The organism is Bacillus sp. FSL H8-0547, assembly GCA_038002745.1.
GTDB lineage: Bacteria > Bacillota > Bacilli > Bacillales > Bacillaceae > Bacillus_P.
Genome location: JBBODD010000001.1, coordinates 1,473,533 through 1,493,993 on the forward strand (window position 1 = coordinate 1,473,533; position 20,461 = coordinate 1,493,993).

At 49.6% G+C, this 20,461-nt stretch carries 10 protein-coding genes, 6 rRNA genes and 1 riboswitch; all 16 genes read right to left on the bottom strand.

Features of this window, described 5'->3' with window-relative positions; genetic code table 11:
* Positions 1–17: 17 nt before the first annotated feature.
* Complete coding sequence (gene purF, locus MHB63_07150) at positions 18–1,445, bottom strand: amidophosphoribosyltransferase (protein MEK3806360.1); 1,428 nt, start codon at positions 1,443–1,445, stop codon at positions 18–20.
* The gene (gene purL, locus MHB63_07155; protein MEK3806361.1) at positions 1,421–3,649 is read right to left on the bottom strand and encodes a phosphoribosylformylglycinamidine synthase subunit PurL; all 2,229 of its coding nucleotides are present in this window, start codon (positions 3,647–3,649) and stop codon (positions 1,421–1,423) included. The genes purF and purL overlap by 25 nt, the downstream gene beginning before the upstream one ends.
* Positions 3,633–4,316, bottom strand: coding sequence for a phosphoribosylformylglycinamidine synthase subunit PurQ (gene purQ, locus MHB63_07160; GenBank protein ID MEK3806362.1), 684 nt, complete (start codon positions 4,314–4,316; stop codon positions 3,633–3,635). Before purQ ends, purL begins: the two co-directional genes overlap by 17 nt.
* Entirely contained in the window at positions 4,313–4,567 is a 255-nt protein-coding gene (gene purS / locus MHB63_07165; GenBank protein MEK3806363.1) for a phosphoribosylformylglycinamidine synthase subunit PurS, read from the bottom strand. The genes purQ and purS overlap by 4 nt, the downstream gene beginning before the upstream one ends.
* The gene (purC, locus tag MHB63_07170) at positions 4,555–5,286 is read right to left on the bottom strand and encodes a phosphoribosylaminoimidazolesuccinocarboxamide synthase (protein ID MEK3806364.1); all 732 of its coding nucleotides are present in this window, start codon (positions 5,284–5,286) and stop codon (positions 4,555–4,557) included. The genes purS and purC overlap by 13 nt, the downstream gene beginning before the upstream one ends.
* 114 nt (positions 5,287–5,400) lie before the next feature.
* Positions 5,401–6,693 carry an adenylosuccinate lyase gene (purB, locus tag MHB63_07175; GenBank protein MEK3806365.1) on the bottom strand — a complete coding sequence of 431 codons (1,293 nt, stop codon included), beginning with the start codon at positions 6,691–6,693 and terminating at the stop codon, positions 5,401–5,403.
* 16 nt (positions 6,694–6,709) lie between these two features.
* Positions 6,710–7,834, bottom strand: coding sequence for a 5-(carboxyamino)imidazole ribonucleotide synthase (gene purK, locus MHB63_07180; GenBank protein MEK3806366.1), 1,125 nt, complete (start codon positions 7,832–7,834; stop codon positions 6,710–6,712).
* The gene (gene purE / locus MHB63_07185) at positions 7,827–8,315 is read right to left on the bottom strand and encodes a 5-(carboxyamino)imidazole ribonucleotide mutase (protein MEK3806367.1); all 489 of its coding nucleotides are present in this window, start codon (positions 8,313–8,315) and stop codon (positions 7,827–7,829) included. The genes purK and purE overlap by 8 nt, the downstream gene beginning before the upstream one ends.
* 160 nt (positions 8,316–8,475) lie before the next feature.
* A riboswitch (purine riboswitch) is annotated at positions 8,476–8,577 on the bottom strand.
* A gap of 85 nt (positions 8,578–8,662) precedes the next feature.
* Complete coding sequence (locus MHB63_07190; protein MEK3806368.1) at positions 8,663–8,863, bottom strand: NETI motif-containing protein; 201 nt, start codon at positions 8,861–8,863, stop codon at positions 8,663–8,665.
* Positions 8,860–9,384, bottom strand: coding sequence for a DUF5698 domain-containing protein (locus tag MHB63_07195; protein MEK3806369.1), 525 nt, complete (start codon positions 9,382–9,384; stop codon positions 8,860–8,862). The genes MHB63_07190 and MHB63_07195 overlap by 4 nt, the downstream gene beginning before the upstream one ends.
* An 863-nt stretch (positions 9,385–10,247) precedes the next feature.
* Positions 10,248–10,363, bottom strand: a 5S ribosomal RNA gene (rrf, locus tag MHB63_07200).
* An 89-nt stretch (positions 10,364–10,452) separates the two neighbouring features.
* Positions 10,453–13,383, bottom strand: a 23S ribosomal RNA gene (locus MHB63_07205).
* A gap of 203 nt (positions 13,384–13,586) precedes the next feature.
* Positions 13,587–15,124, bottom strand: a 16S ribosomal RNA gene (locus MHB63_07210).
* Between the two features lie 218 nt (positions 15,125–15,342).
* Positions 15,343–15,458 (bottom strand): 5S ribosomal RNA (gene rrf, locus MHB63_07215).
* 90 nt (positions 15,459–15,548) lie between these two features.
* A 23S ribosomal RNA gene (locus MHB63_07220) occupies positions 15,549–18,479 on the bottom strand.
* 203 nt (positions 18,480–18,682) lie between these two features.
* Positions 18,683–20,220, bottom strand: a 16S ribosomal RNA gene (locus MHB63_07225).
* Together the 16S, 23S and 5S rRNA genes form the textbook arrangement of a ribosomal RNA operon.
* Between the last annotated feature and the right edge of the window lie 241 nt (positions 20,221–20,461).

Here is a 20,461-nt window from a genome sequence, read left to right on the forward strand (position 1 = left end):
CTTTATTCCTCCCGCTCTTATTTCGTCAGCACTTCTTCCTTTTCATGAGGCAATTCTGTATCCGGATAGATCTCTGTCGGATATTTCCCTGTAAAACAAGCAAGACATTGTCCGCGACGCTCGCCTTCATACTGACGTCCAATACCTTCGAGCAGCCCTTCGACGCTTAAGAATGTCAGGGTGTCTGCACCGATGATTTCTTTGATTTCTTCCACTGAATGCGTCGCTGCGATCAGCTCTTCTGTAGAGGATGTATCAATTCCGTAAAAGCACGGGTTGCTGATTGGCGGAGACGTAATGCAGACGTGCACTTCAGTTGCTCCTGCTTCTCTAAGCATGTTCACGATTCTGCGGCTTGTTGTTCCGCGGACGATGGAGTCATCGACCATGACAACTCGCTTGCCTTCGACTACTCCGCGGACAGCAGACAATTTCATTTTCACGCCCTGTTCCCTGAGTGACTGGGACGGCTGAATGAACGTTCTGCCGACGTAACGGTTTTTGATCAGGCCAAGCTCATACGGTATGCCTGATGCCTCCGCATAGCCAATGGCAGCTGAAATACTTGAATCCGGAACGCCTGTAACAACATCAGCTTCAAACGGCGCTTCAATAGCCATGCGCTTGCCGAGGTTTTTCCGGGCAGTGTGCACATTGATGCCGTCGATGTTGCTGTCAGGTCTTGAAAAATAAATGTATTCCATGCTGCAGATGGCGCGGTTGACGTTCACCGAAAAGCGCTCCGACTGAAGCCCGTCATCATTGATGATGAGCAGTTCCCCAGGCTGAACCTCACGCAAATATTCAGCACCGATAATATCAAAAGCACATGTTTCAGAAGCCACAACATAAGCGTCGCCGAGCATGCCGATCGAAAGCGGACGCAGTCCGTTCGGATCAAGGGCAACCATCATTTCTGTTTCCGTCATGATCAGGAATGCGTAGGCACCTTTGATCATGGTCAGGGCATTTTTAATTTTATCCTTAAGCGAACTGTATCCGCTTCGTTTGATGAGATGGGCAAGCACTTCTGTATCGGAAGTGGACTGAAAAATACTGCCCTGATGCTCAAGCTGATGCTTAAGCCCGTTTGCATTTACAAGGTTTCCATTATGGGCAAGGGCAAGTCCGCCGCTTTCTGAACGGAACAAAAGAGGCTGAACATTTTCAAATCCTCCGCCGCCTGCCGTTGCATAGCGGACGTGGCCGATTGCGCCTTTTCCCTTAATGTCATTCAGGCGCCCGCCGCTGAATACTTCCGTAATCAGTCCCTGGCCTTTGACGCAAGTCAGCTTGCTGCCGTCTGTTGAAACAATTCCGGCACCCTCCTGGCCGCGGTGCTGAAGACTGTGCAGGCCGTAATACGTAATTTGGGGAGCTTCGGAGTGTCCCCAAATACCAAACACTCCGCACTCTTCGTTTAGTCCTCTGATCTCAGCAAGCATGGAATCGCTCCTCTCCAGGCCGCTTCAAGCTCAGCTGCCTCAGCCTGAACAAGAAGGTCACCTGCATCGCTTTTCACCGTGAAGATGCCATCTCCTGTCACACGTCCAATCAGTGCGGCACCTGTCAATTCCTCAAAAGCCGTCATGTGCTCAGGTTTTACTGTCAGGATAAAACGGGACTGGGTTTCGCTGAACAGTGCAGTCACCGCTTCTCCGCCAATTGTCAAACTTGCGCCAAGTCCGTTCGTGCCGAATGTGCTTTCGGCTGCAGCTACTGCCAAACCGCCTTCTGCGACATCGTGTGCAGATGCAACAAGTCCTGCGCGGATGGCTGCTGCTACTTTTGCCTGGCGGTCTGCTTCTACCGCAAGATCAAGCTCAGGAGCTTTCCCGAAGATTCTGCCGTATGTCAGCTTTTGCAGCTCGCTTCCTCCGAACTCATTCTTCGTTTCGCCAAGCACATAAATCAGGTCTCCCGCTGCTTTAAATGATTGAGTCGTGATGTACTTCGTATCCTCTATCAGACCGACCATGCCGATGACCGGTGTTGGATAAACAGCCGTTCCGTTCGTTTCATTGTAAAGAGAAACGTTTCCGCCGATAACAGGTGAATTCAGCACGCGGCACGCTTCACTCATGCCGTCAGCTGCTTTTTCAATCTGCCAGAAAATCTCCGGCTTTTCAGGATTGCCGAAGTTCAGGCAGTCTGTCACAGCAAGCGGTTTTCCTCCTGAGCAGACAATGTTGCGCGCTGCTTCTGCAACAGCAATCATACCGCCTGTTTCAGGATCAAGGTAAAGATATCTTGAATTACAGTCCGTCGTCATGGCAAGTGCTTTGTTCGTATCGCGGATGCGGAGAACAGCAGCATCTGATCCCGGTGCCACAACTGTATTTGTGCGGACCATATAGTCGTATTGATCGTACACCCATTCTTTGCTTGCAATCGTCGGCTGCTTTAAAAGGCTGATCAGCGTTTCTTTTAAATCGCCCGTTTCAGGTGCGGTTTGTTCCATAGCCTGAAATTCTTTATAGTAGGCTGGCTCAGCTGAAGGCTTGTGGTAAACAGGTGCTTCTTCTGCAAGCGCATCAACTGGAATTTCCGCCACAACTTCTCCTTTATGAAGAAGGCGGAGCATTTTATCATCTGTTACAGTTCCGATCGCTTTTGCTTCAAGCTCATATTTGTCAAAAATGTCGGTGATCTCCTGCTCGCGTCCGCGTTCTACAACGAGAACCATCCGCTCCTGTGATTCGGAGAGCATCATTTCATAAGGTGTCATGCCCGCTTCGCGCTGAGGCACTAAATCTAAGTTGAGCTCAATGCCTGAACCCGCTTTGCTCGCCATTTCAGCTGTCGAGCTCGTCAGTCCGGCTGCTCCCATATCCTGAATGCCGACAAGGGCATCACATTTAATAACCTCTAGACAAGCTTCAAGCAAAAGCTTTTCCATAAAAGGATCTCCGACTTGTACGGCCGGACGGTTTTCATCAGATGAATCCGTCAGTTCCTCTGAGGCAAAAGTAGCGCCGTGAATGCCGTCGCGACCTGTTTTCGCTCCCACATACATGACGGTGTTGCCGATTCCTTTTGCCACGCCTTTTTTAATATCCTCATGGTTGATTAAGCCAACGCACATGGCGTTTACAAGCGGATTGCCGTCATAGGAAGGATCGAACTGGATTTCGCCGCCTACAGTCGGAATACCGATACAGTTTCCGTAGCCTGCGATTCCTGCTACAACCTCTTCAAACAAGTAGCGCACACGCGGTGAGGTTAATTCTCCAAAGCGCAAAGAGTTTAATAGAGCAATAGGGCGCGCTCCCATTGAAAAGACGTCACGAATGATGCCGCCTACGCCTGTTGCAGCACCCTGATAGGGTTCAATCGCAGAAGGGTGATTGTGGCTCTCGATCTTAAACACAACAGCCTGACCGTCTCCGATATCAACAATTCCTGCGCCTTCTCCCGGACCCTGAAGAACATGTTCGCCTGAAGTCGGAAACTTCTTCAGTACCGGCTTTGAGTTTTTATAGCTGCAGTGCTCTGACCACATAACAGAGAAAATACCAAGCTCTGTATAGTTCGGCAAACGGCCCATGATGCCTTCAATCATGCTGAACTCATCATCACTGACGCCGAATTGGCGGTAGATTTTCTCTTCTTTGATCATTTGCTGAGTTGGTTCAAGCAGTAGTGACATGAGATTCCCTCCAGTTTTTCACGATCGATTTAAACAGCTTCAGTCCGTCTGCGCTGCCGAGCAGTTCATCCACTGCGCGCTCAGGATGCGGCATCATGCCAAGAACATTACCCTTTTCATTCACAATCCCGGCGATATCTACTAAACTTCCATTCGGATTATTTTCATAGGTGAAGACGATTTGATTGTTTTCTTTTAATCTCGCTAATGTGAGTTCATCACAGTAGTAGTTTCCTTCTCCGTGGGCAATCGGCACTGAAATGACCTGATCTTGTTCATAAGCAGAAGTAAACATGGTCTTGTCATTTTGAACGACAAGATTTGTCGGGCGGCAAATGAACTTCAGGTTCTCGTTCCGTTTCATCGCACCCGGAAGAAGACCCGCTTCAAGCAGGATCTGAAAACCATTGCAGACACCCAGCACCGGCTTGCCGGCTTCGGCTGCTTTCACAACTTCTTTCATAACGTTTGCAAAACGGGCAATCGCACCGGAACGAAGGTAATCTCCGTAAGAGAATCCCCCCGGAAGCAGAATGCCGTCAAAACGGCTTAAGTCGGTCTCATCATGCCATACGTATTCAGCTTCTTCCCCAAGCTCATCCTTGATGGCGTGGAACATATCGATGTCACAGTTTGACCCCGGAAAAACGATAACGGCGAATTTCACTGTGCCACAACCTCCTCCACCTCGTAGCGGTAGTCTTCAATCACCGTGTTGGCCAGAAGCTTTTCACACATTTCGCGGACCGTCGCATCCAGGTCACGCTCCGTTTTTTCAATGGCAAGCTCCATGTACTTTCCGATCCGGACATCGCTGACCTCTTTGTAGTTCATGCTGTGCAATGCATGCTGCACCGCGCTTCCCTGCGGATCTAAAACGCTCTCTCTGAGTGTAACGAATACCTTTACTTTGTACATGCTGCTTCTCCTCCTAAACGGTTTAAAATCACTGTATATGCATCTGTTAAACTGCCAATATCGCGGCGGAATACATCTTTGTCAAACTTCTCATTCGTTTCTTCATCCCACAGGCGGCACGTATCCGGCGAAATCTCATCTGCGAGAAGAAGTTTTCCTTCACTCGTCAATCCAAATTCAAGTTTAAAATCGACTAAGCGGATACCGCACTGCTTAAAGTGAGAAATGAGGACATCATTTACTTTTAACGCAGCGGTTTTAAGCTCCTGTACCTGCTCTTTCGTCGCTGCTTCAAGCACGTCGATATGATCTTCTGTTATGAGGGGATCCCCAAGTGCATCATCTTTATAGTAAAATTCAACAATCGGCTTTTGAAGCGGTGTTCCTTCCTCAATCCCCAGCCGCTTAGAGAGGCTTCCTGCCATAATGTTGCGCACAACAACCTCAAGGGGAACAATGGTTACCTCTTTGACAAGCTGCTCTGTTTCTGAAAGCTTTTTAATAAAATGGCTCTCAATCCCTTTCTCAGCAAGCTTCTCAAAGAGCAGCGATGAAATTTCATTGTTCAGGCGGCCTTTCCCTTCAATCTCTGCCTTCTTCCCGCCATTAAACGCGGTTGCGGAATTCTTATATGAAACAAGCAAAACGGATTCTTCATTCGTGCGGTAAATTCTCTTTGCCTTTCCTTCATAAAGCAGGTTCAATTTTTCGGTTGTCATGCCTTATCCTCCTTGTAACGACTGAATATTGGGAATTATCGAAGTGCGGAATCGCCCGGTATTTTTAAAAAAGAGGCAAATATCTCTATTTACCTCTTCCGTTAAAATGTAAGCTTACAGACCTAAGCGTTCAAAAATCGTATCGACACCTTTTAAGTGATAGTTATAGTCAAAGCAGTCAGCAATCACTTCAGCTGACAGACGGTCTGTGATCGTTCCGTCTGCTTCTACCAGCTCGCGGAACGGCACTTGTCTTTCCCATGCTTCCATCGCTTTTGGCTGAACGATATCGTAAGCCTGCTCGCGAGTCATGCCGGAATCAATCAGGGCAAGAAGAACGCGCTGCGAGTAAATCAGCCCAAGTGTGCGGTCCATGTTACGCTTCATGTTTTCAGGGAACACCGTCAAGTTCTTCACAATATTGCCGAAACGGTTCAGCATGTAGTTAAGGGCAATCGTTGCATCAGGAAGAATAATGCGCTCCGCAGATGAATGAGAAATATCACGCTCATGCCAAAGAGGTACGTTCTCATAGGCTGTCAGCATATGTCCGCGAATGACTCTCGCAAGACCTGTCATATTCTCAGAACCAATTGGGTTGCGCTTATGCGGCATAGCAGAAGAACCTTTTTGGCCTTTTGCGAAAAATTCTTCCACTTCACGCGTTTCACTCTTTTGCAGACCGCGCACTTCCGTCGCAAACTTTTCAATGGATGTCGCGATTAGAGCAAGTGTGCTCATATAATCGGCATGGCGGTCACGCTGAAGAGTCTGAGTCGAGATTGGCGCAGCTTGAAGCCCTAATTTTTCACACACATATGCTTCAACAAAAGGATCAATGTTTGCATATGTACCGACAGCACCTGACATTTTTCCAAACTCAATGCCTTCTGCTGCACGCTTGAAGCGCTCTAGGTTCCGTTTCATTTCCTCATACCATAAGCCAAGCTTCAGGCCGAAGGTAGTAGGCTCAGCGTGCACACCGTGTGTGCGTCCCATCATGACTGTATATTTGTGCTCAATCGCTTTGTTTTTCAGAATCTCAACAAAGTTTTCGATGTCTTTTAAGAGAATCGCATTTGCCTGTTTCAGAAGATAGGATAATGCAGTGTCAACTACGTCAGTAGACGTTAATCCGTAATGAACCCACTTGCGCTCCTCGCCAAGCGTTTCAGAAACGGCTCTTGTGAAGGCTACAACGTCATGGCGCGTCTCTTCTTCAATTTCCTTAATGCGGTTCATATCAAAAGATGCATTCTGGCGGAGCAGTTTTACGTCTTCCTTTGGAATATGTCCAAGCTCAGCCCATGCCTCGCAAGCCAGTATCTCTACTTCAAGCCATGCCTGGAAACGGTTTTCCTCCGTCCAGATCGCACCCATTTCAGGTCTTGTGTATCGTTCAATCATTGATAAATCCTCCGTTCTATTGTTGACCCCATAAGTAATTGATTTCTTTTTCTTTTTGGTCAATGCTCTCTGTTAAAAAAGTGACATGCCCCATCTTCCGTCTGTGCTTTGCCTCTTTTTTACCGTACAAGTATATCTTACCTTCACTGAATAACGAAAGATTATTTGAAATCAGAGGCATATGTTCGCCTAAAACGTTCACCATGATGCCTGGATGCAGCAAAACTGGCTTCCCGAGCGGCAGATTGCACACCGCACGGATATGCTGCTCAAACTGATCTGTTTCGCAGAGGTCGATGGTGTAATGACCTGAATTATGAGGTCTTGGCGCAAGCTCGTTAATTAAAATGCTTCCCTCTTCTGTGACAAACATTTCAACTGCAAGCGTGCCTACAAGGTTAAAAGCAGCAGCGAGCTTACCAGCCTGTTTCTCTGCTTCACGGGCTGTGCCTTCCCCAATTCTTGCAGGTACAATGCTCTGGTGAAGAATATTGTTGACATGAACGTTCTCCGCAATCGGGAAAGAACGGATTTCGCCATCTGAGTTTCTGGCGACAATAACCGAGATTTCTTTTACAAACGGCACCCACTTTTCAAGGATACAGGTTCCGTTTTTCAGAAGCTCTACAGCGGCTTTAAGGTCTTCGTCCTGTCTGATGACCGCCTGCCCCTTACCATCGTAGCCACCGCGGCACGTTTTCAATACACAAGGAAGCTCAAGTTCCTCAGCTGCCGATGCAAGCTCCGTTTCTGTTTCGACAATCCGGTAGTCTGCAACAGTGCATCCGGCATCAGTGATCGCTTTTTTCTCTGTGCCGCGATCCTGTGTCAATGACAGAAGTGCAGAACCCTGAGGCAAATAGGCATTCGCTTCAATCCACTTTAAAGCCTCGTAATCTATGTTTTCGAACTCATACGTAATCACATCGCTAAGTTCTGCAAGTTTCTTAATAGCTTCCAAATCGTTGTAGGAAGCCGTTATTTCATAGTCTGCGAGCTGACCGCAGGGTGAGTTCGGAGTGGGATCAAGGACTGCAACGTCATACCCCATGCTTTTTGCAGCCACTGTCATCATCCTGCCGAGCTGGCCGCCGCCGATAATTCCGATTGTTGAACCTGGCATAATCGTTTGCTTAGACAAGGTCATCACTGCTTTCCAGCACGGTGTTCCGTGTTTTTTCCCGTCTTGCGTCAAGTTTTCCGGCAAGTAAACTGTCTGAAATTGAGAGAATCTGGGCTGCAAGCAGGCCTGCATTGACTGCACCGGCTTTGCCGATGGCAACCGTTGCTACCGGAACACCGCCAGGCATCTGCACGATAGACAGCAGCGAGTCCATGCCGTTCAGCGCTTTTGATTGAACAGGTACTCCAATTACAGGGAGTGTTGTTTTGGCTGCAACCATGCCAGGCAAATGAGCAGCTCCTCCTGCTCCGGCCACAATCACTTTCAACCCTCTATTTCTTGCATCTTCTGCATAAGCAAACATATAATCAGGAGTGCGATGAGCGGAAACCACTTTTTTCTCATAAGGCACCTGAAGCTCATCGAGAACTTCGCAGGCGTGCTTCATCGTCTCCCAGTCTGACGTGCTGCCCATTATAATTCCAACCAATGGTTCCATCTATATCCCCCGCCTCTTATCCAGCTGTATTAGCGTCTTAAAGCAAGACACCCTGCATTTTTTCTCCATGAAAAAAACCGGTCTGCAAACCTTCTCTACAAGAGAAAGCACTGCAAACCGGTCATAAGAACATTAATAAAAAAAGCTGTTCCATGTCTGGTCAACGATCACTTTCCCTCATAGTCCAATAATTTACGGTTATCGGGTAGAAACTTTCGGGCCATATTCCCGACTTTATATGAGGTCATTCATTCGTTTTCATATCCAACATAATCATAACAGCCTGGTTCGGAAGTTGTCAACGAAAAATCGAACAATGTAATAACTTCCGTCTAAAACGTTCGTATTTAGATTAACTTTCCTTCAAAAACAATCTTTTTCCCATAAGGTACCACTTCAATTGAACCATTTATCTTTTCTTCTTTAAAAATTGGCTCTTCCATTCTTCTTACAGGCATATAGCCCTCACTCTGCATGCGGGAAAGGCAGCTGTCGATGCTTTCGCCTTCTCCAACCTCAAACTTTCGCTTTTTAGGCTTGTCCGTCATACCTCAATCTTACCCCTTCTTACCGCCTTCACCCAGAAGCCGCCGTGGATTGTCTTCGGCTCAAACGCAATAATAAACGCCTTAGGATCCAGCTCTTTTATTGCTGCATATAAATTCAGTTCATATTTTCTCGGAGTGAGGATCTGCATCGCCAGCCGGTCACCCTCACGGCCATTTGCCATCCAGTCCGTTACCCCATACCCTTTGTCCCTCAAAATACCGGGCAGGTCCTTCTCGCTTTCAGTCGAAATCACGTTAACCGTAATATACCCTAGAGCAAGCTTTTCCTCAATCTTCATCCCTACAATAACGCCAATTCCGTACCCGACCGCATACGCAATCAAATTCTGAATCTCATTTAAATTATCAAGCACTAGACCAAGACCGATGACATAAATCACAACTTCTATCGTACTGATAAAAGCCGCAAGATACCGCTGGCCCTTCAGCGTCAAGATCATTCGTATCGTAAAAAAAGATACATAAACAATATTAATTACCAAGATGATTAAAATCATCATCAAACTATTGGACAGCAATGAATTTTCCTCCTAACATGATAACCCTCATTCTGCGAGCTGCAAACTGCTCATATTAAAGGTAACAGGTCATATGTTACTAAAGATTTGGGAAAGACACAATGGAACAGGAGCGGATAGTGGGTGTTTTGTTTTGCTACTATGAAGGTGGCGAGATAGCTGTCGGACGATTCAGCAAAGAAGAACAAAAGTGAGAGGGCTTTGGTCAAAACCGGCGGGCAGATTAAAGTGTTTTAGCTTTTTGCTTACCCTCCGATATCGCTTTACGGTTTGGTAGGGTGCGATTCAGGCGTTTGCTTACCCTCGGATATCGATTTACAGTTTTAGAGGGTACGATTCGAGACTTTGCTTACCCTCTGATATCGTTTTACGGTTTTACAGGGTACGATTCGAGACTTTGCTTACCCTCTAATATCGTTTTACAGATTTAGAGGGTACGATTCAGGCGTTTGTTTATACTAAGTACCCATGATTTCCTTCTGAACAACAAAAAAGAACAGCATCTCTGCTGTCCTTTTTTCTGCGTGCCTGGCAACGTCCTACTCTCACAGGGGGAAACCCCCAACTACCATCGGCGCTAAGAGCTTAACTTCCGTGCTTCGGCATCCGGCCTGCGATGAGCTTCGCATCTCTTCGTCAGCTTCACTCGTTCAGATCCTCACGTACATTCGTACGCTCCGGTCTTCTCTCCCTCGCTTCCTCGACCTGCTCGCTCCTCCCAACCCTCCGGATGGAAGTCGAACAGCATTCCTGCTCACCCTTCCCAAACCCTCCCGGGTTTCAGGATTCTCTTTTTATGAAAACGAAAAAAAGAACAGCATCTCTGCTGTCCTTTTTTTCTGCGTGCCTGGCAACGTCCTACTCTCACAGGGGGAAACCCCCAACTACCATCGGCGCTAAAGAGCTTAACTTCCGTGTTCGGCATGGGAACGGGTGTGACCTCTTTGCCATCATCACCAGACAATATGCAATTGGTTGAAAGAGTTATTCTTTCAAAACTGAGTAACGTTTGATAACAAGATTCACGTGCAATTTACGCTTAGTTAGACTGTGGTTAAGTCCTCGAACGATTAGTATCTGTCAGCTCCACACGTCACCGCGCTTCCACCTCAGACCTATCAACCTGATCATCTTTCAGGGTTCTTACTCACAAATGTGATGGGAAATCTCATCTTGAGGGGGGCTTCATGCTTAGATGCTTTCAGCACTTATCCCTTCCGCACATAGCTACCCAGCGATGCCTTTGGCAAGACAACTGGTACACCAGCGGTGCGTCCATCCCGGTCCTCTCGTACTAAGGACAGCTCCTCTCAAATTTCCTGCGCCCACGACGGATAGGGACCGAACTGTCTCACGACGTTCTGAACCCAGCTCGCGTACCGCTTTAATGGGCGAACAGCCCAACCCTTGGGACCGACTACAGCCCCAGGATGCGATGAGCCGACATCGAGGTGCCAAACCTCCCCGTCGATGTGGACTCTTGGGGGAGATAAGCCTGTTATCCCCGGGGTAGCTTTTATCCGTTGAGCGATGGCCCTTCCATGCGGAACCACCGGATCACTAAGCCCGACTTTCGTCCCTGCTCGACTTGTAGGTCTCGCAGTCAAGCTCCCTTGTGCCTTTACACTCTGCGAATGATTTCCAACCATTCTGAGGGAACCTTTGGGCGCCTCCGTTACATTTTAGGAGGCGACCGCCCCAGTCAAACTGCCCGCCTGACACTGTCTCCCAGCCCGGTAAGGGCTGCGGGTTAGAATTTCAATACAGCAAGGGTAGTATCCCACCAATGCCTCCACCGAAGCTGGCGCTCCGGTTTCCAAGGCTCCTACCTATCCTGTACAAGCTGTACCAAAATTCAATATCAGGCTGCAGTAAAGCTCCACGGGGTCTTTCCGTCCTGTCGCGGGTAACCTGCATCTTCACAGGTACTATAATTTCACCGAGTCTCTCGTTGAGACAGTGCCCAGATCGTTACGCCTTTCGTGCGGGTCGGAACTTACCCGACAAGGAATTTCGCTACCTTAGGACCGTTATAGTTACGGCCGCCGTTTACTGGGGCTTCGGTTCAAAGCTTCGCTTGCGCTAACCTCTCCCCTTAACCTTCCAGCACCGGGCAGGCGTCAGCCCCTATACTTCGCCTTGCGGCTTCGCAGAGACCTGTGTTTTTGCTAAACAGTCGCCTGGGCCTATTCACTGCGGCTTTTCAGGGCTATTCACCCTAAAAAGCACCCCTTCTCCCGAAGTTACGGGGTCATTTTGCCGAGTTCCTTAACGAGAGTTCTCTCGCTCACCTTAGGATTCTCTCCTCGCCTACCTGTGTCGGTTTGCGGTACGGGCACCTCTCACCTCGCTAGAGGCTTTTCTTGGCAGTGTGGAATCAGGAACTTCGGTACTAAATTTCCCTCGCCATCACAGCTCAGCCTTATATGGGAAGCGGATTTGCCTACTTCCCGGCCTAACTGCTTGGACGCGCATATCCAACAGCGCGCTTGCCCTATCCTCCTGCGTCCCCCCATTGCTCAAATGGTGAGGAGGTGGTACAGGAATATCAACCTGTTGTCCATCGCCTACGCCTTTCGGCCTCGGCTTAGGTCCCGACTAACCCTGAGCGGACGAGCCTTCCTCAGGAAACCTTAGGCATTCGGTGGAGGGGATTCTCACCCCTCTTTCGCTACTCATACCGGCATTCTCACTTCTAAGCGCTCCACCAGTCCTTCCGGTCTGGCTTCGACGCCCTTAGAACGCTCTCCTACCACTGTTCGTAAGAACAGTCCGCAGCTTCGGTGATACGTTTAGCCCCGGTACATTTTCGGCGCAGAGTCACTCGACCAGTGAGCTATTACGCACTCTTTAAATGGTGGCTGCTTCTAAGCCAACATCCTGGTTGTCTAAGCAACTCCACATCCTTTTCCACTTAACGTATACTTTGGGACCTTAGCTGGCGGTCTGGGCTGTTTCCCTCTTGACTACGGATCTTATCACTCGCAGTCTGACTCCCGAGGAGCAAGTCTTTGGCATTCGGAGTTTGACTGAATTCGGTAACCCGATGAGGGCCCCTAGTCCAATCAGTGCTCTACCTCCAAGACTCTCATACTCGAGGCTAGCCCTAAAGCTATTTCGGAGAGAACCAGCTATCTCCAAGTTCGATTGGAATTTCTCCGCTACCCACACCTCATCCCCGCACTTTTCAACGTGCGTGGGTTCGGGCCTCCATTCAGTGTTACCTGAACTTCACCCTGGACATGGGTAGATCACCTGGTTTCGGGTCTACGACCACGTACTAATTCGCCCTATTCAGACTCGCTTTCGCTGCGGCTCCGTCTCATCAACTTAACCTTGCACGGGATCGTAACTCGCCGGTTCATTCTACAAAAGGCACGCCATCACCCGTTAACGGGCTCTGACTACTTGTAAGCACACGGTTTCAGGATCTTTTCACTCCCCTTCCGGGGTGCTTTTCACCTTTCCCTCACGGTACTGGTTCACTATCGGTCACTAGGTAGTATTTAGCCTTGGGAGATGGTCCTCCCGGATTCCGACGGGATTTCACGTGTCCCGCCGTACTCAGGATCCACTCTGGAGGGAACGAAGTTTCGACTACAGGGTTTTTACCTTCTATGACAGGCCTTTCCAGGCCGCTTCATCTACCCCGTTCCTTTGTAACTCCGTATAGAGTGTCCTACAACCCCAAGAGGCAAGCCTCTTGGTTTGGGCTGATTCCGTTTCGCTCGCCGCTACTTGGGAAATCGCATTTGCTTTCTCTTCCTCCGGGTACTTAGATGTTTCAGTTCCCCGGGTCTGCCTTCAGTACCCTATGTATTCAGGTAAAGATACTGTTCCATTACGAACAGTGGGTTTCCCCATTCGGAAATCTCTGGATCAAAGCTTACTTACAGCTCCCCAAAGCATATCGGTGTTAGTCCCGTCCTTCATCGGCTCCTAGTGCCAAGGCATCCACCGTGCGCCCTTCATAACTTAACCAAAATTGGTCAATCGTTTGTTTAGACTGTAAAGTCTAAGAAAATCACTATGGTAAGCGTAAATCTCAGTGAATTACTTGTTATCAATTACGTTATCCAGTTTTCAAAGAACAACCGGCAGATCATGAATGATCGCCTTCCTTCATATAGAGAGAATGATCTCTCAAAACTAAACAAAAACCAAAAGCGACCTCATATCCTTAGAAAGGAGGTGATCCAGCCGCACCTTCCGATACGGCTACCTTGTTACGACTTCACCCCAATCATCTACCCCACCTTAGGCGGCTGGCTCCTTGCGGTTACCCCACCGACTTCGGGTGTTGCAAACTCTCGTGGTGTGACGGGCGGTGTGTACAAGGCCCGGGAACGTATTCACCGCGGCATGCTGATCCGCGATTACTAGCGATTCCAGCTTCATGCAGGCGAGTTGCAGCCTGCAATCCGAACTGAGAATGGTTTTATGGGATTGGCTAAACCTCGCGGTCTCGCAGCCCTTTGTACCATCCATTGTAGCACGTGTGTAGCCCAGGTCATAAGGGGCATGATGATTTGACGTCATCCCCACCTTCCTCCGGTTTGTCACCGGCAGTCACCTTAGAGTGCCCAACTGAATGCTGGCAACTAAGATCAAGGGTTGCGCTCGTTGCGGGACTTAACCCAACATCTCACGACACGAGCTGACGACAACCATGCACCACCTGTCACTTTGTCCCCCGAAGGGGAACCTTCTATCTCTAGAAGTGGCAAAGGATGTCAAGACCTGGTAAGGTTCTTCGCGTTGCTTCGAATTAAACCACATGCTCCACCGCTTGTGCGGGCCCCCGTCAATTCCTTTGAGTTTCAGTCTTGCGACCGTACTCCCCAGGCGGAGTGCTTAATGCGTTAGCTGCAGCACTAAAGGGCGGAAACCCTCTAACACTTAGCACTCATCGTTTACGGCGTGGACTACCAGGGTATCTAATCCTGTTCGCTCCCCACGCTTTCGCGCCTCAGCGTCAGTTACAGACCAGAGAGTCGCCTTCGCCACTGGTGTTCCTCCACATCTCTACGCATTTCACCGCTACACGTGGAATTCCACTCTCCTCTTCTGCACTCAAGTTTCCCAGTTTCCAATGACCCTCCCCGGTTGAGCCGGGGGCTTTCACATCAGACTTAAGAAACCGCCTGCGCGCGCTTTACGCCCAATAATTCCGGACAACGCTTGCCACCTACGTATTACCGCGGCTGCTGGCACGTAGTTAGCCGTGGCTTTCTGGTCAGGTACCGTCAAGGCACCGGCAGTTACTCCGGCACTTGTTCTTCCCTGACAACAGAGTTTTACGATCCGAAAACCTTCATCACTCACGCGGCGTTGCTCCGTCAGACTTTCGTCCATTGCGGAAGATTCCCTACTGCTGCCTCCCGTAGGAGTCTGGGCCGTGTCTCAGTCCCAGTGTGGCCGATCACCCTCTCAGGTCGGCTACGCATCGTCGCCTTGGTGAGCCGTTACCTCACCAACTAGCTAATGCGCCGCGGGCCCATCTGTAAGTGACAGCCGAAACCGTCTTTGAATGTCAAACCATGCGGTTTGACATAGTATCCGGTATTAGCTCCGGTTTCCCGGAGTTATCCCAGTCTTACAGGCAGGTTGCCCACGTGTTACTCACCCGTCCGCCGCTGACCTCCGAAGAGGTCCGCTCGACTTGCATGTATTAGGCACGCCGCCAGCGTTCGTCCTGAGCCAGGATCAAACTCTCCGAAGAAAATTTGTGACTCATAAATGTTGCTGACTTAAAAAATTTAAAACGTTTGGTACGCTTTTGGTTTTGTTTAGTTTTCAAAGATCATTTTTTGCTTCAAGAGCAACTTTTAAATCATACTATACTAGATTAATAAAGTCAACATCTTTTTTGAAGTTTTATAGCTTGCGGATAAAACCGCTGATGCTTCACAGCATAAGCTGATCAGAATCATTGCTACAGCCTGGCAACGTCCTACTCTCACAGGGGGAAACCCCCAACTACCATCGGCGCTAAAGAGCTTAACTTCCGTGTTCGGCATGGGAACGGGTGTGACCTCTTTGCCATCATCACCAGACAATATGCAATTGGTTGAAAGAAGTTATTCTTTCAAAACTGAGTAACGTTTGATAACAAGATTCACGTGCAATTTACGCTTAGTTAGACTGTGGTTAAGTCCTCGAACGATTAGTATCTGTCAGCTCCACACGTCACCGCGCTTCCACCTCAGACCTATCAACCTGATCATCTTTCAGGGTTCTTACTCACAAATGTGATGGGAAATCTCATCTTGAGGGGGGCTTCATGCTTAGATGCTTTCAGCACTTATCCCTTCCGCACATAGCTACCCAGCGATGCCTTTGGCAAGACAACTGGTACACCAGCGGTGCGTCCATCCCGGTCCTCTCGTACTAAGGACAGCTCCTCTCAAATTTCCTGCGCCCACGACGGATAGGGACCGAACTGTCTCACGACGTTCTGAACCCAGCTCGCGTACCGCTTTAATGGGCGAACAGCCCAACCCTTGGGACCGACTACAGCCCCAGGATGCGATGAGCCGACATCGAGGTGCCAAACCTCCCCGTCGATGTGGACTCTTGGGGGAGATAAGCCTGTTATCCCCGGGGTAGCTTTTATCCGTTGAGCGATGGCCCTTCCATGCGGAACCACCGGATCACTAAGCCCGACTTTCGTCCCTGCTCGACTTGTAGGTCTCGCAGTCAAGCTCCCTTGTGCCTTTACACTCTGCGAATGATTTCCAACCATTCTGAGGGAACCTTTGGGCGCCTCCGTTACATTTTAGGAGGCGACCGCCCCAGTCAAACTGCCCGCCTGACACTGTCTCCCAGCCCGGTAAGGGCTGCGGGTTAGAATTTCAATACAGCAAGGGTAGTATCCCACCAATGCCTCCACCGAAGCTGGCGCTCCGGTTTCCAAGGCTCCTACCTATCCTGTACAAGCTGTACCAAAATTCAATATCAGGCTGCAGTAAAGCTCCACGGGGTCTTTCCGTCCTGTCGCGGGTAACCTGCATCTTCACAGGTACTATAATTTCACCGAGTCTCTCGTTGAGACAGTGCCCAGATCGTTACGCCTTTCGTGCGGGTCGGAACTTACCCGACAAGGAATTTCGCTACCTTAGGACCGTTATAGTTACGGCCGCCGTTTACTGGGGCTTCGGTTCAAAGCTTCGCTTGCGCTAACCTCTCCCCTTAACCTTCCAGCACCGGGCAGGCGTCAGCCCCTATACTTCGCCTTGCGGCTTCGCAGAGACCTGTGTTTTTGCTAAACAGTCGCCTGGGCCTATTCACTGCGGCTTTTCAGGGCTATTCACCCTAAAAAGCACCCCTTCTCCCGAAGTTACGGGGTCATTTTGCCGAGTTCCTTAACGAGAGTTCTCTCGCTCACCTTAGGATTCTCTCCTCGCCTACCTGTGTCGGTTTGCGGTACGGGCACCTCTCACCTCGCTAGAGGCTTTTCTTGGCAGTGTGGAATCAGGAACTTCGGTACTAAATTTCCCTCGCCATCACAGCTCAGCCTTATATGGGAAGCGGATTTGCCTACTTCCCGGCCTAACTGCTTGGACGCGCATATCCAACAGCGCGCTTGCCCTATCCTCCTGCGTCCCCCCATTGCTCAAATGGTGAGGAGGTGGTACAGGAATATCAACCTGTTGTCCATCGCCTACGCCTTTCGGCCTCGGCTTAGGTCCCGACTAACCCTGAGCGGACGAGCCTTCCTCAGGAAACCTTAGGCATTCGGTGGAGGGGATTCTCACCCCTCTTTCGCTACTCATACCGGCATTCTCACTTCTAAGCGCTCCACCAGTCCTTCCGGTCTGGCTTCGACGCCCTTAGAACGCTCTCCTACCACTGTTCGTAAGAACAGTCCGCAGCTTCGGTGATACGTTTAGCCCCGGTACATTTTCGGCGCAGAGTCACTCGACCAGTGAGCTATTACGCACTCTTTAAATGGTGGCTGCTTCTAAGCCAACATCCTGGTTGTCTAAGCAACTCCACATCCTTTTCCACTTAACGTATACTTTGGGACCTTAGCTGGCGGTCTGGGCTGTTTCCCTCTTGACTACGGATCTTATCACTCGCAGTCTGACTCCCGAGGAGCAAGTCTTTGGCATTCGGAGTTTGACTGAATTCGGTAACCCGATGAGGGCCCCTAGTCCAATCAGTGCTCTACCTCCAAGACTCTCATACTCGAGGCTAGCCCTAAAGCTATTTCGGAGAGAACCAGCTATCTCCAAGTTCGATTGGAATTTCTCCGCTACCCACACCTCATCCCCGCACTTTTCAACGTGCGTGGGTTCGGGCCTCCATTCAGTGTTACCTGAACTTCACCCTGGACATGGGTAGATCACCTGGTTTCGGGTCTACGACCACGTACTAATTCGCCCTATTCAGACTCGCTTTCGCTGCGGCTCCGTCTCATCAACTTAACCTTGCACGGGATCGTAACTCGCCGGTTCATTCTACAAAAGGCACGCCATCACCCGTTAACGGGCTCTGACTACTTGTAAGCACACGGTTTCAGGATCTTTTCACTCCCCTTCCGGGGTGCTTTTCACCTTTCCCTCACGGTACTGGTTCACTATCGGTCACTAGGTAGTATTTAGCCTTGGGAGATGGTCCTCCCGGATTCCGACGGGATTTCACGTGTCCCGCCGTACTCAGGATCCACTCTGGAGGGAACGAAGTTTCGACTACAGGGTTTTTACCTTCTATGACAGGCCTTTCCAGGCCGCTTCATCTACCCCGTTCCTTTGTAACTCCGTATAGAGTGTCCTACAACCCCAAGAGGCAAGCCTCTTGGTTTGGGCTGATTCCGTTTCGCTCGCCGCTACTTGGGAAATCGCATTTGCTTTCTCTTCCTCCGGGTACTTAGATGTTTCAGTTCCCCGGGTCTGCCTTCAGTACCCTATGTATTCAGGTAAAGATACTGTTCCATTACGAACAGTGGGTTTCCCCATTCGGAAATCTCTGGATCAAAGCTTACTTACAGCTCCCCAAAGCATATCGGTGTTAGTCCCGTCCTTCATCGGCTCCTAGTGCCAAGGCATCCACCGTGCGCCCTTCATAACTTAACCAAAATTGGTCAATCGTTTGTTTAGACTGTAAAGTCTAAGAAAATCACTATGGTAAGCGTAAATCTCAGTGAATTACTTGTTATCAATTACGTTATCCAGTTTTCAAAGAACAACCGGCAAATCAAGAATGATTGCCTTCTTTCATATAGAGAGAATGATCTCTCAAAACTAAACAAAAACCAAAAGCGACCTCATATCCTTAGAAAGGAGGTGATCCAGCCGCACCTTCCGATACGGCTACCTTGTTACGACTTCACCCCAATCATCTACCCCACCTTAGGCGGCTGGCTCCTTGCGGTTACCCCACCGACTTCGGGTGTTGCAAACTCTCGTGGTGTGACGGGCGGTGTGTACAAGGCCCGGGAACGTATTCACCGCGGCATGCTGATCCGCGATTACTAGCGATTCCAGCTTCATGCAGGCGAGTTGCAGCCTGCAATCCGAACTGAGAATGGTTTTATGGGATTGGCTAAACCTCGCGGTCTCGCAGCCCTTTGTACCATCCATTGTAGCACGTGTGTAGCCCAGGTCATAAGGGGCATGATGATTTGACGTCATCCCCACCTTCCTCCGGTTTGTCACCGGCAGTCACCTTAGAGTGCCCAACTGAATGCTGGCAACTAAGATCAAGGGTTGCGCTCGTTGCGGGACTTAACCCAACATCTCACGACACGAGCTGACGACAACCATGCACCACCTGTCACTTTGTCCCCCGAAGGGGAACCTTCTATCTCTAGAAGTGGCAAAGGATGTCAAGACCTGGTAAGGTTCTTCGCGTTGCTTCGAATTAAACCACATGCTCCACCGCTTGTGCGGGCCCCCGTCAATTCCTTTGAGTTTCAGTCTTGCGACCGTACTCCCCAGGCGGAGTGCTTAATGCGTTAGCTGCAGCACTAAAGGGCGGAAACCCTCTAACACTTAGCACTCATCGTTTACGGCGTGGACTACCAGGGTATCTAATCCTGTTCGCTCCCCACGCTTTCGCGCCTCAGCGTCAGTTACAGACCAGAGAGTCGCCTTCGCCACTGGTGTTCCTCCACATCTCTACGCATTTCACCGCTACACGTGGAATTCCACTCTCCTCTTCTGCACTCAAGTTTCCCAGTTTCCAATGACCCTCCCCGGTTGAGCCGGGGGCTTTCACATCAGACTTAAGAAACCGCCTGCGCGCGCTTTACGCCCAATAATTCCGGACAACGCTTGCCACCTACGTATTACCGCGGCTGCTGGCACGTAGTTAGCCGTGGCTTTCTGGTCAGGTACCGTCAAGGCGCCGGCAGTTACTCCGGCACTTGTTCTTCCCTGACAACAGAGTTTTACGATCCGAAAACCTTCATCACTCACGCGGCGTTGCTCCGTCAGACTTTCGTCCATTGCGGAAGATTCCCTACTGCTGCCTCCCGTAGGAGTCTGGGCCGTGTCTCAGTCCCAGTGTGGCCGATCACCCTCTCAGGTCGGCTACGCATCGTCGCCTTGGTGAGCCGTTACCTCACCAACTAGCTAATGCGCCGCGGGCCCATCTGTAAGTGACAGCCGAAACCGTCTTTGAATGTCAAACCATGCGGTTTGACATAGTATCCGGTATTAGCTCCGGTTTCCCGGAGTTATCCCAGTCTTACAGGCAGGTTGCCCACGTGTTACTCACCCGTCCGCCGCTGACCTCCGAAGAGGTCCGCTCGACTTGCATGTATTAGGCACGCCGCCAGCGTTCGTCCTGAGCCAGGATCAAACTCTCCGAAGAAAATTTGTGACTCATAAATGTTGCTGACTTAAAAAATTTAAAACGTTTGGTACGCTTTTGGTTTTGTTTAGTTTTCAAAGATCATTTTTTTGCTTCAAGAGCAACTTTTAAATCATACTATACTAGATTCATAAAGTCAACATCTTTTTTTAGAAGCTGTGTTGTCATTCGTTCGCGACAACAGATATTAATATACCACGATAACTTTGATGCGTCAACGTTTTTTTAGTGGTATTTTTCA

Bases quoted from the DNA above. Each gene is read 5' to 3' on its own strand.
- purL (MEK3806361.1), bottom strand. From the start codon at position 3,649: ATGTCACTACTGCTTGAACCAACTCAGCAAATGATCAAAGAAGAGAAA.
- purC (MEK3806364.1), bottom strand. From the start codon at position 5,286: ATGACAACCGAAAAATTGAACCTGCTTTATGAAGGAAAGGCAAAGAGA.
- MHB63_07195 (MEK3806369.1), bottom strand. From the start codon at position 9,384: ATGATGATTTTAATCATCTTGGTAATTAATATTGTTTATGTATCTTTT.
- purB (MEK3806365.1), bottom strand. From the start codon at position 6,693: ATGATTGAACGATACACAAGACCTGAAATGGGTGCGATCTGGACGGAG.
- purS (MEK3806363.1), bottom strand. From the start codon at position 4,567: ATGTACAAAGTAAAGGTATTCGTTACACTCAGAGAGAGCGTTTTAGAT.
- purF (MEK3806360.1), bottom strand. From the start codon at position 1,445: ATGCTTGCTGAGATCAGAGGACTAAACGAAGAGTGCGGAGTGTTTGGT.
- MHB63_07190 (MEK3806368.1), bottom strand. From the start codon at position 8,863: ATGACGGACAAGCCTAAAAAGCGAAAGTTTGAGGTTGGAGAAGGCGAA.
- purE (MEK3806367.1), bottom strand. From the start codon at position 8,315: ATGGAACCATTGGTTGGAATTATAATGGGCAGCACGTCAGACTGGGAG.